The sequence below is a fragment of the Pleomorphochaeta sp. DL1XJH-081 genome (genome assembly GCF_049310885.1).
Lineage (GTDB): Bacteria > Spirochaetota > Spirochaetia > Sphaerochaetales > Sphaerochaetaceae > CAYZJV01.
In genome coordinates, this window is record NZ_JBMDYO010000002.1 from 368,625 (window position 1) to 384,308 (window position 15,684).

The following is a 15,684-nucleotide window of genomic DNA, read 5'->3' on the forward strand; positions in this document are numbered from 1 at the left end:
CATGGGAATACCATCTGGTTCTTACGAACCTACGATCGATTACTATGGGAAAGAAAATGGAAGTCTATGGGAATGATATCATGATAGGAAACGGTTCGACATATGCTTCATTTCTCCGGCGCATGGGTGCCTACCTTATCGATCTCCTGGTAAGCCTTCTTTTCATGCTTCCCTTATTTATTTGGTATGGACGTGGACTGTTCAGCGACCAAAGCGGTCTCTATCTTCTCGGTTACAGTCTTTATCTGGTGCTGGGGATATTCGTCATCCGACTGCTCTATCTGGTAATCGGGTGGAGCACTCTGAGGGGAACTTTGGGATGTCGCGCAATGCGTATCATTGTGCTAACCACTGCAGGAACACGGCTATCTGTGGGAAGATCATGCATCCGCTACCTCGCGCTTCTGGTTTCTGCAGCGCTCTTCGGAATGGGTTGGATCACTATCCTGCTAACCCCAAGAAGGCAAGCCATCCATGATTATCTGGCTTCTACAATCGTACTGGATAGAAGGAATTGACAGAGTATCGATCCGTTACCCCAATGGTGAATATAATACTAGAGGAACATGACCATATATAGTGGTAGATAACTGATATTACGGTCTTTATGCACCTGTCCCCTGTGCAGGACTATCGCTTCTGGTATATGTTCTCTATGCAAATCCATGAGGTGGGTAAGCGAAGGATGTTTGGAGTAGTCTTTTCCCGATTTCACCTCCACGGGTAAGACCGCATGGGATTCATGTATTAGGAAGTCGACTTCCAACCTTCCCTTGACATCCCAATAATGCAGATTATACCCGCGCTTGACCAACAAATCAGCGATTGCATTTTCCACAATCGCACCTTCGTTTATCTGAAGATCTCCAGCCAAAATCGCTGATTGAATATTACCGAGTGACATTGATGAGAGTAAACCTGTATCGCGCATGAAAAATTTGAAGATATTTCTTTTCTCATTCAATTCGAAGGGGATTTCAGGACTTGTCACATTATAACAAAAGGTAGCGATTCCAGCATCATAGAGCCACATAATGGCATCATGATACGTACGACTCCTCGCATTTGGATCGATATCCGATAATTTGAATCTTTTATTCTTCTCCATCAATTGTGCTGGAATGGAATCAAATACGCGTTTTGCTTCACCTTTCCGTTTTTCGGCATATTTGGAAATATCGTCCCTGTAACTCTGGACAATACTTCGTTGCCGCATCAAAACCCCTCCAAACTCCCTACTCTTCAAGTATTCCATCACTACAGCAGGCATGCCTCCAACAATCATATACTTTTTGAAAAGATCCATCAGTCTGGTATTGATATAGTCATCAACTGGCTTGCGAAGGAGGAACGATTGATGCACCGAGGCTATTGTCTCCTCAGGTACCCCATTGGCCCAAAGGAATTCTTCAAAATCCAAAGAATGCATCTCTATCCTATGTTCGAATCCAACGGGATACGAGGACACTTCCCTATAATTGATGCCCAACAAGGATCCACTTGCAATGATATCCAAACGACCATCTTCCACGAGAAATTTCAATGCCGTACGGGCTTGGGGGCAACTTTGGATTTCATCCAAAAATAACAAAGTCTTATGGGGAATGATGCGACCTAGACCGGAAACACTTATCTTCTCTATAAGAGTATCGGCATCCAAATCACCAGAAAATATCTGTTTCAGACTTGGTTTGGCTTCGAAATTCATTTCCAGTACCGCCGGATAGTATCGCTTGGCAAAAGAACGGATAGAGGTGGTCTTGCCTACTTGCCGTGCACCCATGATCATGAGTGCTGGTTTTCCAGTAGTCAGCTCATACCATTCAAGCATACGGTTTTCTATCTTTCTTTTAAGCATATTTAACAACCTCTATAATTCTTTATATCTATTGTATATAATAAACATTATTACACGGTTTTACAAGTTTTTTCTTAAAATATTGCACGGATTTACACTATTTCCACCCCTTAAAATGCACGCTTTTGCAGAAAAAAGATCCATTGGGGCAAATTACCTATCCTTTTGGGTAAGAATACCCTTTAGCCATATGTCTGCTGCGACTGCAACATGTAGTCGGAGGAAAAGAATATGAAACATGTTAAAGGCAGTAAACGAAGACTTGTTCTTCTTACCCTGGTGATGATAATCCTGATCATGTGTAGTGTCGGATGTGGCGGTCCCATTACCGGAAGTCTGAGGGGCATGAGAATTTTCGTCACCCGAGGACAGGATGATGTTGCCCGAGGTGCAACAGACAGTTCACGGTATGTTCCGGCAAGTGGGGATTCCAGTAGCATACCAGGGGATTTTTTCCAGCCAAAGGATATCACGATCGCTTTCGATAAAGTATGGTTTCCTACCCGTACAGCCTACGACAGTATGGTTGATGAAGATACCAACGAAGAGAATATCGACGGTGACTGTCTGTTCATCAAAGATCGTGAGACCATTCCTACCGAGGGGTTCTTCAAGCCGATTGACAGCTTCACTACGGTAACCGCATCGACAAGTGATGCCTACACTCCCGCTTCCAACCCCGCATACGGAGAAACCTACTACGGTGTTCTGGTGGATATCGTCTACTACGAATATGAGATGGAGGATTTCTCCCTCCGTTGGTATACCCAGGACCATGGTGACTATCTTGCGAAGGATGTGCTGATCAAAACACCAGATAGCACGGTCTGGGAATTTCCCTACTTTAAGCTCAGCTCTGGCGATCTGACCTTCGTAGTCGAAACTTCCCGGAAAACGGTCTCCCCAGGGAATTTGATGCAACCTTCCACGAGTGGTGAACACTATTTCTGCATCACCACCGATGGTTTGCAAGATGGCCCAAGTGGCATACGTGATGCATGGGAGTCGTTTTTCGACCCAATTTTAATTGCAGGACACGCAACGCCATCGAATCCGAACCCGCTTGAAAATCCCAATACGATAAACATCTTCGACGAAGATGAGAACGAGGCGCAATATTATCTGTTCCAGATGTGCTTGAACACCGATTCCGATTTCTCCGTCAATCGTTACAATGGATTGCACCTGTCACCAGGAATAACGGCAGATCAAGATGAGGATGATACCCTCACCTATGCCGCATTCCTCAATATTATCAATACGAACATCAACGACACGGACAACGATGTGCGTGATCCCCTCGATTCCTTCCCTGATGATAACTCCTGGATATATACAGGGGTGAGTCCTGTCGGTAGCGGTATGGATACCCGCTTCGGGTACATCGACTTCGAGGACAATCCCCAAGGAGAGTTTTCCCCAGGAGCCGGCTGGTAACTTGCATTTTGCTGAAACCGATTTCCCGTTGTTGCGTATAGGTTGGTAAGCCGGTCGTAAGTGATCGGTGAAAGACAATCTGCACTGTCGCATCCGTAACGATGCATGAAAGTGCGGATTCCATATCAACCAATGGGAAATTATTTCTCATGAAGGAGCAAGAAAATGCAAAAACCAGTACATCGCGCTTTCATAATTATCTTGGGTGTCGTGTTTCTCACCGCATTGGTAATGGGGTGTTCACTCTCAAGTGAAGATACAGGAACCGTCAGATTGAGCCTGACCGATGCACCTATCGCCGATGCTAACGATGTGGAAGGTGTTTTCATCACCATCACATCGATTGAATACAACCTCAATGGGGAATGGATTGAGGATACGGGCTTCGAAGGTCCACAGGAATTCAATCTTCTCGATCTTACCGGTGGAGTAGTCGCTCCGCTTTCACACACGATCATTCCTGCGGGCGAAGTATCCCAGATCCGTTTTATGATGGATGTGCAGAAAGAGGGATCTGCTCGGAGAACCAATCCAGGTGCCTATATCCTGTTCGATCCCGAAGGAGCTACCGATGGTATCGATGATTCCGATGTAAAACGGGAGTTATTCGTACCCAGCGGTGGTCAGACCGGCTACAAAGCTGTCGGAAGTTTCACTATTCCTAAAAATGGTGAAGTTGAGATTACCGCAGACTTCGATGTCCGTAAATCGGTAGTCAAGCGGGGAACCAATGACGAATACATCCTAAAACCGACTATCCGTCTGGTTGTGAACAATCAGGCAGGTTCCATAGCTGGAGATTTCCTGATCGCCGGTTCAACGTATGATTCGTATACAGTTTTCGTTTATGAAGACGGAGCATATTCCGATAGTGAGGCCTTGCCTCCAGAAACGGATGATCCCGATTTCATACCTTTTGAGAACGCAACAAGCAGTGCATCTGTCGATACCACTACTGGCAGCTACATGCTACCGTTCTTGGCATCCGGCACCTACGATCTGGTTATCGCAGGAGTTGGTGAAGATGGCTCCTACACGGTAATCGACTCGACAACCTATACCGGTATCGTCGTAGAAGCAGAAGAAACCACAGAACAAGATATCAATCTCTAGTAGACTGTAGCATGACGTTTCACCGAGGGAGGAGTCTTATGGCTCCTCTCTCTTTTATATTGACCCATGGTGGAATTATCTACCACCATTCCCTTCCATAGGTTATAATTGCGACAGTGATTAACAATGGAGGGTCCGCTACATGCCTCCTTCACAGACTAACAATCTTGGCCATTCCCAGTGCCAGAGGAAATCCATAGCCATCGTCATCTGTATGCTCATATCCCCCATCCGGCTTTTCGCTGGAGATTTGATCGTTCCCCGCTATGAATCGACCGGTAATATGGCCTTCACCATAAGTCTGTTAGCACTTGGAGTGTTATTGGGATTGTTGGCCTACACCATTTTCCTTGCGATTTCGACAAGTGAGGTCATGTTCGTCTACTTCTCTATCATCATGCTCCTGTTGACCATCCTGCAGACCTTCGCAGCCTATGACCGCTTTATATTCAGCCTTACCTACAATCGGGTAACGGTAATCACCCATCTTCTGTTCATCACCTTCCTCCTCTTTTTCGAGGATTTCTTTCGATTGGCCGAACATGCTCCCAAGCTTTCACAAGTGAACCGCATCTCCATTCTGGTTATCGCGGCCTATACGATCTTCTTCCTTTTCTCGAAAGCACTGCTGCCCCAGGCCAAGGAGTTTCATACCTTAATCGATTTCATTAGGGAGCTATTCGTCTTCTACACCAATATCATCTTCCTCTACACCATCATAGTCTCGATCCGTTGGATGAAAGCCGAAGGTATCATCCTGCTTATCGCCTTCATACCTCCTGCGTTACTCACATCGATCAATGCGATGCAGATATTTCCCTTCATGGACCGCTACGCTGCATTCGTCGGTTTTTTAATGGCCTACAACCAACCCATAGGACTCTCTTTACAAGCCATTCTCTTCTCCCTTGCGATGGGAAACCGTTACAACCGGATAAAGCTTGAAAGACAACAGAGTATGCAAGAGAGGGATTCCCTTCGGGAGATCGATAGGGAGAAAACCGAATTCTTCATGAACATGAGCCATGAACTGCGTACCCCACTTACTATCATACTCGGTATGGTACGACAATTACGCCAGGGAAAGTTCGGCGATTCCATTAGATCCAACGATCGCACCTTTGCCACCATAGAGAGAAATGCCCTTCGTCTGCTCAAACAGGTCAACCATATCCTGAGAATGGGAAAAACCGACACCGACAGCAACGAATCGACCCTTGCTGTCTCTGATACCCTAAAGATGATCGTAGACGAGTTTTCTCCCATAGCAGAAGAGAGAAGTATTCGTTGTCTTCTCGAGCAGGAACAGGCAACTGGTCATATTTCTTTGGCTATGACAAGAGATGATTTTGAGACGGTAGTGATGAACCTAATCTCCAACGCCCTCAAGTTCACACCATCTGGTGGAACAGTGACGGTATCGAGTGCTCTCCTATCAGAGGAGGATCTGACGATTACGGTTAGCGATACAGGAATTGGGATCTCCGATACGGATAAGCAATCGATATTCACCCGTTATTACCATATCTCTGGCGAGGGCAACCACTCCCAGACGGGCTTAGGTTTGGCACTGGTGAAAACGATCATGGAGAACTACGGTGGCTCGGTAGCAGTGGAAAGCACATTGGTGAAAGGAAGCAGATTCACCCTCACCTTTCCTTCTCCAATGGTTGGACAGTGGGAATCCTCTACTCAGCAAAAAGCGGTTACCAGTGGCATGGGAAAACTCTACACTAGTGAATTTGCAGAATCGGTAGCTCCTGAAGACCAGCTTGAGGATCTTACAAAACCATTGGTACTGGTGGTCGATGACAATATCGACATGTGTTCCTATATCGTTACAATCCTCAAGGATCACTACCGCCTCCTCTGTGCATACAATGGCAAAGAGGCACTGGATTTGATTGATACCGAAGTCATAGGACTGATCATCTGCGATATCATGATGCCTACGATGGATGGACACCAGTTCCTCTCTGAGCTGAAAAAACGTTCATTGGAGCATCCGATTCCCCTGATATTCCTCACTGCCCGCGATTCTGTGGAGGAGAAGATCGGCAGTCTCCAGGAAGGGGCTGTCCACTTCATCACAAAGCCGTTCAGTGAGGAAGTCCTTCTAGCTACGATATCTCGCACACTTGCCCATGATCGTGAGACCATCGCTTCACATATCGAAGCAATGCGAAAGAGGATTGAGGAGGTATTTGAAGAGATGGAGCATCCCCAGCCTCATGGTTCGCTGCGCCAGGGAAAGATTCATATCGAGCAATTTGCCAAAGAAGCCAATCTTTCCTCGAGGGAATTGCAGGTATTAAGCCTGATACTCGCTGGAAAGAGTGACAAGGAGATAGCCGTCTCACTCGACCTCTCGGTGAAGACGGTTGCGAATCACAATCGTCGTCTCTACCAGAAAGCCCATGTGAGCAGCCGTTACGAATTGATCGCGAAGCTCTATGGTTATTGAATATGATCATGCCCCTCTCTTTTTTGCAATTCGATCAAATGTATCAATGATCTATTGATATGTACTATTTTTTGTAGTACTTTCTGGTATGGGATATAATGATGACAGGGCCAGTTCAACCCTACTATAGAAATTATAGCAAGTTGGGTAACAGTACGTATCATTGCCATCTAAGTTATCGTTGGGTTGCCTGTTGGCGAAACGAAAAGGATACGTTCATCGTGGAGGTGTATTATGTTGGTAGTCGTGAAAAAGCACCCTATTGATTTCCGTGTCGAGGGAAATATTCCAAAGGATTTGATTGAATCGCTCAAGAAGCAGTATGGGGAAGCCCTCTGCATTGAGCAAGAAGAGACTCTGATGCAAGTCTCTGAAATGGCCTGGTATAAAAGTCTTGCCAATGAGAACTCTCCAGGTAAAAATCTCCGTTTTTATCGTAAGCTCCACAATCTTACCCAAACACAACTCGCCGAAAAAACCGGAGTAGCCAAACAGTTCATCTCTGACATGGAACGGGATTACAAACCGATCAGTCGTCAGATGGCAAAACGCTTTTCCTCACTCTTTTCCGTGGATGCAGGGAGATTCATCTAGTGACTTGCAACAGCATATACATGTAGTTGAGCTTATCAAGCATCGATCGAGTTACTGCCCATGTAAAATATTTTCAATACTATGGGAATGTTCGTAACCCTGTTGAAAATTATTGAAAACAGATATACACATAGTGTCATACATACGGCAACCGCTACTCCTATGCCTTGTTACCGCTTGCCTTGAATACTGGAGGATTAATATGCCAAAAAGATCGATTGTAGTCGCCGGAGCGGGAGTCTTCGGAACAGCGCTTGCACAGCGACTCTCATGGAATGAAGAGAATGCCATCACCCTCTATACTATAGAGGAGGATGTAATAAACGATATCAATACTCGGCACCAGAACACAAAATACTTTCCCGGTCGCCACATTCATACCGATATCGTCGCCAGTGGGGATATCGCGTGTACCTATAACGCCGATGTACTCTTTCTTGCCATCCCATCCAAGGTGATAGAGACATTCTGTAGCACCATCCATCCACACGCAAAGAAAGATATTCTCGTGGTTAATCTCTCCAAGGGATTGGCCGAAGATGGCTCATTCCTTACTGAACAGATTCCCTTCAGGCGAACCGGTACCCTCAAGGGCCCCACCTTCGCCGTTGAGGTGATGAATGGAGATCCCTCCGGAATGACTTTTGGAGGCACCTCGGAAGACTTCTCCTACATGCGAGAAGTCCTCAAAGAAACGGGAATCACCCTCGACCACTCCGAGGATATCCGGGCGGTGGAATTCCTGAGTGTACTGAAGAACATGTACGCAATCGCAATCGGAATCGTAAGCGGTCGTTACAACTCTCCCAATGTGGACTTCCTTCTTATGACCAAGGCTGTTGGTGAGATGAGGAGGATGTTGGTCCTCTATGGTTGTGAAGAGAAGACAATCTTCAACTATTGTGGATTGGGGGATCTTGGACTTACAGCCCTAAACGACTTGAGCCGTAACCGTACACTAGGTTTGCTTATTGGGAAAGGATTTTCTAATAATCCCAAAAGTACTACGGTAATCGAGGGGTTAAGAACGATAAAGTTGTTAGGAGAGCTTGTACAGGAGAAGGGGATCGAAGATGATTTCGTGGTACTCAAGTCGCTTTACTCGCTCATCTACCGAAATACTTCATTGAACGATTACTACCTGGCGGTGCTCAGCTGAGCTACCGCCTTGGTACTATTTTGGTCTCTGTATTTAGGAATTGTCGTTCGTCTTGAGTACAGCGAGGAAGGCCTGCTGGGGAATTTCCACATTGCCCACCATCTTCATCCGTTTCTTACCCTCTTTCTGGCGTTCAAGGAGCTTTCTCTTACGTGAGATATCACCACCGTAACATTTGGCTGTGACATCCTTACGGAAGGCGCTTATGGTCTCACGTGCGATAATCGATCCGCCGACAGCTCCCTGAATGGGAATCTTGAACATCTGGCGTGGAATCTCATCCTTCAACCGTTCACATACCTGGCGAGCCCGGTTTTGGGCGCTACCGCGGAATACCAATTGGCTCAAGGCATCCACCGGTTCACCATTTACGAGGATATCGAGACGGACCAAGTCGGTCTTCCTATAGCCTATGACATGGTAGTCGAAGCTGGCATACCCACGGCTTACCGATTTCAGACGATCATAGAACTCGAATAGTACCTCTGCAAGCGGCATCTCATAGATCAGTTCGACACGCTTTTCATCGAGGTAGTTCATCGCAGTCTGGACTCCACGTTTTTCCATACAGAGACTGATTACGTTTCCCACATAGGTCGCTGGTGTGATGATCTCAGCCTGAATATAGGGCTCCTCCGCATAGTCCACACCCATCGGTTCGGGATAGCTAAGCGGATTGTCGATCTTCAGCTCTTCACCATCCTTCATATGCACGATATACCGTACCGAGGGGCTGGTGAATACGATGGAGAGGTCGAACTCGCGCTCTATGCGCTCCTGGACTACCTCCAGGTGGAGCATCCCAAGGAACCCACAGCGGAATCCGAATCCCAGAGCTGCAGAGGAGTCTTTCTCATAAATCAATGAGGCATCGTTCAGCTTAAGACGGTCAATAGCATCCTGCAACTCTTCATAATCGTTGGAGTCCACGGGGTAGATCGATGAGAATACTACCGGCTTGACCTCTTTGAAACCTGGAAGCGCATTCTTGCACGGAACCTTTGCATCGGTGACCGTATCGCCGACTCGGATATCCCTAATAGTCTTGATACCTGCTATGAAGTACCCGACATCACCGGCATCGAGTCGTTGGGTACGTACCAAACCCATCTTAAATACGCCGACCTCTTCTACGGTATGCTCGGCACCAGTGGAGAATAACTTAATATCCTGCCCTTCACGGATCGAGCCGTCGAATACTCTGAAGTGGACTATAACTCCACGATAGGCATCGTAGTGGCTATCGAAGATCAAAGCCCTCAGCGGTGCGTTACCGTCACCTTTGGGAGCTGGGATATACTGTACGATGGTCTCAAACAACTCATCGATCCCCTCACCTGTTTTTGCCGATACTCGAGCGGCAAGATCGGGATCGAGTCCCAGGTCGTGGTCTATCTGGTGAAGACAGGATTCGATATCGGCACTGGGAAGGTCGATCTTATTGATCACTGGGATGATCTCAAGATTCAACTCCATGGCCATGTACATATTAGCCAAAGTCTGGGCTTCTACCCCCTGAGCTGCATCGATGAGTAACAGTGCTCCTTCACACGAGCCTATAGCGCGCGACACTTCGTACGAGAAGTCGACATGTCCCGGAGTATCGACCAGATTCAGTTCGTACTCCTGTCCGTCGGCTGCGGTGTAGGGAATCGTTACTGCCTGACTTTTGATGGTGATTCCCCGTTCCCGTTCGATATCCATGTTGTCGAGCATCTGCTGCTGCATAGGACCACGGGTGCTGACCAGCTTGGCCTTATCGATAAAACGATCTGCCAAGGTCGATTTGCCGTGGTCTATGTGGGCAATAATGCAAAAGTTGCGAATGTTACGTGAGTTTTTAGCCATGTATCTCTCTCTGGTCTCTGCCTAGATGAACTTCGTGGTCTGCTCCACCGCTTCGAATCCGAGTAGTTCACGGATCTGCACATCGTCGAGCGTCTCATGCTCAACCAATGCATCGGTAAGCTGATCCAACTGGTCTCGATGCCCGGTGAGTATCTTGCGGGTGTCTGCCATGGCATCTTCCAGGATTTTCGCTACCGCGGAATCGATTTTCCGTGCGGTATCATCCGAGTAATCCTTATGCTGGGCGATTTCACGTCCAAGGAACAATGGTTCATCGTCCTTTCCAAATCCAATGAATCCCAATTCGCTCATACCCCACTCGGTAACCATCCTACGGGCTATATCGGTCGCCTGCTTGATATCGTTGCTGGTTCCCGTGGTGGTCTCACCATAGATAATCTCCTCGGCAACGTATCCTCCCATGCATACCTTTATCCAATCGGTGAGCATACTCTTGTTCTTGGTATAGGCGTCCTTTTCGGGAAGCGATATGGTAAGCCCTAAAGCTCTTCCATGGGGAATGATCGTCACTTTATGCAATGGATCGAGGTTCTTCAAATAGTAGTGAAGCAATGCATGTCCCGACTCATGATAAGCTGTAGCACGCTTTTCTTCCGGTGTCATGACTTTGGAGTGCTTTGCGACACCGAGAAGGATCTTGTCACGACCCTTCTCAAAGTCATCCATCGTAACCGTAGCCCGTCCCGAACGGGCTGCGAAGAGAGCCGCCTCGTTTACGAGATTAGCCAAATCTGCACCGCTGGTACCGGGAGTAGCACGTGCGATCCTATTCAGATTCACATCATCGGCCTTCTTGATCTTCTTACAGTGGATACTGAGGATTGCCTCACGTTCGGAGACATCTGGCATATCCACGACAACCTGACGGTCGAATCGACCGGGACGCAGCAAAGCGGGATCAAGTACATCGGGTCGGTTGGTGGCTGCAATAACGATTACACCGGTGGTGGTATCGAATCCATCCATTTCCACGAGCATTTGGTTCAACGTCTGCTCGCGTTCGTCATGACCTCCTCCGAGGCCTGACCCACGGGTACGGCCGACGGCATCGAGTTCATCTATAAAGAGGATACAGGGGGCATTCTTACGCCCTTGTTCGAACAGATCCCGCACCCGGGAAGCTCCGACACCAACGAACATCTCCACGAAATCACTACCTGACATATGGAAGAAAGCCACACCGGCTTCTCCCGCAACAGCCTTTGCAAGAAGAGTCTTACCGGTTCCGGGAGGTCCCACCAGTAGTACGCCCTTGGGGATCTTAGCCCCGATATCCTGAAATTTCATAGGATGCTTGAGGAATTCAACGACCTCCTCCAACTCGTACTTGGCCTCTTTCTGGCCTGCCACGTCGTCAAAGGTGATCTTTACATCGGTCTCCATGTATTCCTTCGCCCTACTCTTGCTGAAGGCCATCACGTTGCCATTGGCACCCTTAGTCTGCCGCCAGAGCATTACGGTGAATCCTATGAATATTAACCAGGGGAGCAATTGCAGAATGACCTGAAGGAAAGAGATTCCCCTTACGGTTCCAGTCACTTGGACATTGTTCGCCTTGAGCGTATCCATGAGAGTATCGTCGTCATACGGAATACGGGTAGATGCCATGACATTGTTTCTCAGTGAGAAGGTTATAAGGTCGCGGTCCTGAATCTCAACAGCACTGACCTGCCCGCCTTCTACATAGTTGATGAAGGCACTGTAGGGGACCTCTTGGGTACCCATCGTGTTCTCCTCACTAAAAAGCATGAAGGTGAATGTGACGATCAAGAATACAAAGAAGCCCAAGGCGACACGGTTCTTGCGACTGAAGTCGAATTTCGGTCCGCCCTGTTGGTTAGGTGATCGTTTCTGTTGGTTCTGGCGTGGATCCTGGTTAGTATTTCTTCCTGTCCAGAAGTTGCTGTCATCGGTTTTAGGTTTGTTTTCCCGCTTTCCTTGATCGCCTTTCTGGTCACGACTTTCGCCTTCAGGGCTCTTCCTATCGCCCTCGGACTGTTTTCCAGGGTCATTTCCGTCAGTATTCGGTCTCTTTTCTTCTTCGTAATCTTTATCCACAATTCTATCCTTCTCTATCCGTAACACTATATAATGTACCGTGATTTCGGGCAAGTGGAGCACTCAGGCAACGCACGGCCACACGATCTTTACCCCCATAGGCTCCCCCTAGGACGGCAAAAATACCTTTGGCATCCTCGAGTACCGGAATTCGCCATCGCTGCTCCGGCGCGATATGCCAATCGGAAAACAATGAGACTACCTTCTTGGTACCCTCTACAAGGCGGATGGCATCTCCGCTTTGGTATGAACGCACTAAAACCGGAGGAGTGAGGCTTTCGGATGCAATCCTTGCCCTCTTTTCTACCGGTACTATTGCCGCAGGCTCACCACCGACAAGCAAACGATAGGTGCCGTCAAGTTCGATACAGTCTGAATATACGCACGATACATAGCCTTCGGCTAGTGCAGGTTCCTCGATTTGCCACACTAGGGAGTCATTTTTCCGGACTAATATAGTACCACTCACAGACATTCGTTGGCTCTCTTCCCATCCAGCAGAAATTTTATTATAGATAAGCTGCACATTGCGGTACGGCAGACGCATCCCTTCAGGAAGTCCGAGAAGATTCCACCCATGATAGAGCACCCGCTCAACAACTATGGGAGAGGCCTTCTCCAAAACAGAAAGTTTCAACGAGACTGTATCGTCTGTTTCCCTTACAGACTCTGCTATTGCAGTGTCTATTTGATCCTGTAAAGCATCCATCACGAAAGAACAACGATTCGCTACCTGATCTAGAGCTTGCCGGTACTGGGGAAACAGACGGGCAAACACCGGTATCAACTCATGACGGATACGGTTACGCAGATACCGTGTATCGCTATTGGTGGAATCCTCGGTCCATGTGAGGCCAGAAGCCTTCACCACGCCTTCGATATCTTCCCTTGTCAGTTGTAATAATGGTCTGATCAGAACACCTTGGCGCTTTGCAATACCCTGTAATGCTGTTGGGGAGGAGCCCTGCATGAGGCGCATAAGGATCGTCTCGCTCTGGTCATCCAAGGTATGGGCTGTAGCAATGTAGTCGAAACCCAGTTCCTGCCGCTTGTTCTCTAAAATATCGTAGCGCAAGACTCTGGCTGCCTCTTCAATACCATTACCTCTGACTTTTGCCAGTTGGGCTACCTGGTCCGCTTCCAATCTGACGATCGAAAAAGGAATCGACAAAGCAGCACAGTTCGAAGTATTCAGCTTTTCCTCTATGATCAGTTCTTCTTCGCTGCGCAATCTATGGTTCACATAGAGAGCGTGAAGGTGCTCTTTCGGCAAGAGACGGGATAGGAGGATCAGAAGGGCAAGTGAGTCGGCACCTCCACTGAAGGCCACCAGAACCCTGCTTTCGCGATCGATAGCCTGCTCTTCGAAGAAGTGACGTACTTCAACCAGCGCCATTTCGCTTGTTGTAGACACGCGAGACCTCCTCTACCGTCTGCCCGTTACAGAGACGTATTGCTGCATCAGCTGCTTTTCGGATTCCCGATTCGAGAGCATCGCTCTCACTAGGATCCTCAGGTACACCAAGAACATGGTCTATTACTGTAGTGGGGGCTTGAGGCCTACCGATACCCACATAGATGCGGATGAAGTCGGCACTACCAAGATGCTTGATAAGAGACTTCAGACCATTGTGTCCAGCCGAACTGCCTCCTTTTCGAATCCGTATAGTCCCGGGTGGGAGATCAAGGTTATCGCAGATGACTAGCAGATCTTCTACCGAATACTTGTTTGGAATGAAATGGTGAACGATCTCGCCAGATCTGTTCATGAAGGTGAGCGGTTGGACCAACAATGAGACCGCCCCATCACCAGCGGTCATGAGACATTGTTTGTAGAGACGTAAACAGCGCCTCCTCATCTTGCGATGAAGAAACGCTGTCATACTATCGAGGGCATCAAACCCCACATTGTGTCTGCTATGAGCATAGCGGGAACCGGGGTTCCCAAGCCCAAATACAAGTGGCAGGATCGCCTCCTTCTCTCGGAAAACTATTCTTCGGATTCTTCCTCGGAAGCCTCTCCGACAAGCTCTGCACCCTCTTCCTCTTCTTCATCGGAAACGGTGATGACCTCCTTGACACCCTTGACGGATGCAATAGTGGTCTCTTCCGGAAGCAGGAACTTGACACCTTCAGGAGCAACCAAGGCACCCAAGTGAACACTCTCGTTCAAGTTGAGGTGCGATACATCGACTTCGATGTGCTCTGGAAGATCCTTGGGAAGACATTCGACTTCCAACTCATGGGTTACCTGCTCGAGAACACCACCAAACTTGGCACCTTCGGGAGTTCCATGGAGAACGACAGGAACGTTAGCCCTAAGGGTTTCACCCTTGGTGACTTCAAAGAAGTCTACATGGTGGACAGTTCCACGCATGACATTCTCTTGGTAATCCTTCATCAATACATGATAATTCTTGCGGCCAATCTTGATGGTGAGCATCGTGGCTTCGGAGAAGTGCCGCATCTTATTCTGGAAATCCTTCGCATCGAGTGTGATGTGAACGGGGTCCTTCTTACCGTAGATGACGGCAGGGATACGACCCGTGGCCAGCACTCTTCTGGAACCAGCTGATCCAAAATCTTCCTTCCTCAGTATGCCGGTCAAATTCGTGTCTTTCATGAGAAACTCCTTGTACTTTCCTTACCAGGGGCGGCAGGATTCGAACCTACGCATGCCGGCACCAAAAACCGGAGCCTTACCGCTTGGCTACACCCCTACGCCCACATATCAATGTATGGCAACGCCTTGACGTAGTACAAGGCGCCGCCCACAAAAATACAGGTTTTCTTCAGCTTTGTCCAGTGGGTTTGGCTAGAGAGATACAGATTTCATTCAGAGACGCCTTCATCGTACGTCTCATCTGCTCCAGGAGGTGGTGCATCCTCGTACGCTTCAAGGATCGCATCTTGCATTACAGCCCTGAAATCGCTACTAATCGGATGTGCCACATCCTTGAATTCGCCACTCTTCGTCTTGCGACTCGGCATAGCGACGAAAAGCCCCGATTTACCATCGATAACCTTGAGATTGTGGATGACAAATTGATTGTCGAACGTTATGGTCGCATACGCTCGCAATTTCCCCTCAGAAGTTATTTTACGAACCCTCACGTCGGTAATTTCCATGCG

At 48.0% G+C, this 15,684-nt stretch carries 13 protein-coding genes and 1 tRNA gene; 6 read left to right on the forward strand and 8 right to left on the reverse strand.

The annotated features are described in order from the left end of the window. Nucleotides 1–44: 44 nt before the first annotated feature. The gene (locus tag ACODJP_RS06005; protein WP_422479517.1) at nucleotides 45–518 is read left to right on the forward strand and encodes an RDD family protein; all 474 of its coding nucleotides are present in this window, start codon (nucleotides 45–47) and stop codon (nucleotides 516–518) included. 38 nt (nucleotides 519–556) lie between these two features. On the opposite strand, the gene ACODJP_RS06010 is transcribed toward ACODJP_RS06005, so the two are convergent. After that, nucleotides 557–1,858 (reverse strand): ATP-binding protein, encoded by a 1,302-nt coding sequence (locus tag ACODJP_RS06010; protein ID WP_422479519.1) that lies wholly within the window; start codon nucleotides 1,856–1,858, stop codon nucleotides 557–559. Between the two features lie 231 nt (nucleotides 1,859–2,089). On the opposite strand from ACODJP_RS06010, the gene ACODJP_RS06015 reads away from it, so the two are divergent. The 5 genes from ACODJP_RS06015 (at nucleotide 2,090) to ACODJP_RS06035 (ending at nucleotide 8,625) form a co-directional block, all read left to right on the forward strand. Then, nucleotides 2,090–3,295: a hypothetical protein gene (locus ACODJP_RS06015; RefSeq protein ID WP_422479521.1), complete on the forward strand. Its 1,206-nt coding sequence runs from the start codon at nucleotides 2,090–2,092 to the stop codon at nucleotides 3,293–3,295. A gap of 165 nt (nucleotides 3,296–3,460) precedes the next feature. Then, entirely contained in the window at nucleotides 3,461–4,408 is a 948-nt protein-coding gene (locus tag ACODJP_RS06020) for a DUF4382 domain-containing protein (RefSeq protein WP_422479523.1), read from the forward strand. Between the two features lie 142 nt (nucleotides 4,409–4,550). Continuing rightward, nucleotides 4,551–6,872 (forward strand): response regulator, encoded by a 2,322-nt coding sequence (locus ACODJP_RS06025; protein WP_422479525.1) that lies wholly within the window; start codon nucleotides 4,551–4,553, stop codon nucleotides 6,870–6,872. A 234-nt stretch (nucleotides 6,873–7,106) separates the two neighbouring features. After that, nucleotides 7,107–7,466: a helix-turn-helix domain-containing protein gene (locus ACODJP_RS06030; RefSeq protein WP_422479527.1), complete on the forward strand. Its 360-nt coding sequence runs from the start codon at nucleotides 7,107–7,109 to the stop codon at nucleotides 7,464–7,466. A gap of 202 nt (nucleotides 7,467–7,668) precedes the next feature. After that, entirely contained in the window at nucleotides 7,669–8,625 is a 957-nt protein-coding gene (locus ACODJP_RS06035; RefSeq protein WP_422479529.1) for an NAD(P)H-dependent glycerol-3-phosphate dehydrogenase, read from the forward strand. 33 nt (nucleotides 8,626–8,658) lie between these two features. On the opposite strand, the gene lepA is transcribed toward ACODJP_RS06035, so the two are convergent. From lepA to spoVG, 7 genes are all read right to left on the reverse strand, one after another. Continuing rightward, nucleotides 8,659–10,473, reverse strand: a complete 1,815-nt coding sequence (gene lepA, locus ACODJP_RS06040; protein WP_422479531.1) for a translation elongation factor 4 — start codon at nucleotides 10,471–10,473, stop codon at nucleotides 8,659–8,661. Between the two features lie 21 nt (nucleotides 10,474–10,494). Beyond that, nucleotides 10,495–12,552, reverse strand: coding sequence for an ATP-dependent zinc metalloprotease FtsH (gene ftsH, locus ACODJP_RS06045; RefSeq protein WP_422479533.1), 2,058 nt, complete (start codon nucleotides 12,550–12,552; stop codon nucleotides 10,495–10,497). Nucleotides 12,553–12,556: 4 nt separating this feature from the next. Beyond that, the gene (gene tilS, locus ACODJP_RS06050; RefSeq protein ID WP_422479535.1) at nucleotides 12,557–13,966 is read right to left on the reverse strand and encodes a tRNA lysidine(34) synthetase TilS; all 1,410 of its coding nucleotides are present in this window, start codon (nucleotides 13,964–13,966) and stop codon (nucleotides 12,557–12,559) included. Beyond that, entirely contained in the window at nucleotides 13,935–14,555 is a 621-nt protein-coding gene (pth, locus tag ACODJP_RS06055; protein WP_422479764.1) for an aminoacyl-tRNA hydrolase, read from the reverse strand. Before pth ends, tilS begins: the two co-directional genes overlap by 32 nt. Next, nucleotides 14,543–15,175 carry a 50S ribosomal protein L25 gene (locus ACODJP_RS06060; RefSeq protein ID WP_422479537.1) on the reverse strand — a complete coding sequence of 211 codons (633 nt, stop codon included), beginning with the start codon at nucleotides 15,173–15,175 and terminating at the stop codon, nucleotides 14,543–14,545. Before ACODJP_RS06060 ends, pth begins: the two co-directional genes overlap by 13 nt. Nucleotides 15,176–15,200: 25 nt before the next feature. Continuing rightward, nucleotides 15,201–15,272 (reverse strand) — tRNA-Gln (locus ACODJP_RS06065). Nucleotides 15,273–15,384: 112 nt separating this feature from the next. Further along, nucleotides 15,385–15,681, reverse strand: coding sequence for a septation regulator SpoVG (gene spoVG / locus ACODJP_RS06070; protein ID WP_422479539.1), 297 nt, complete (start codon nucleotides 15,679–15,681; stop codon nucleotides 15,385–15,387). Nucleotides 15,682–15,684 lie beyond the last annotated feature (3 nt).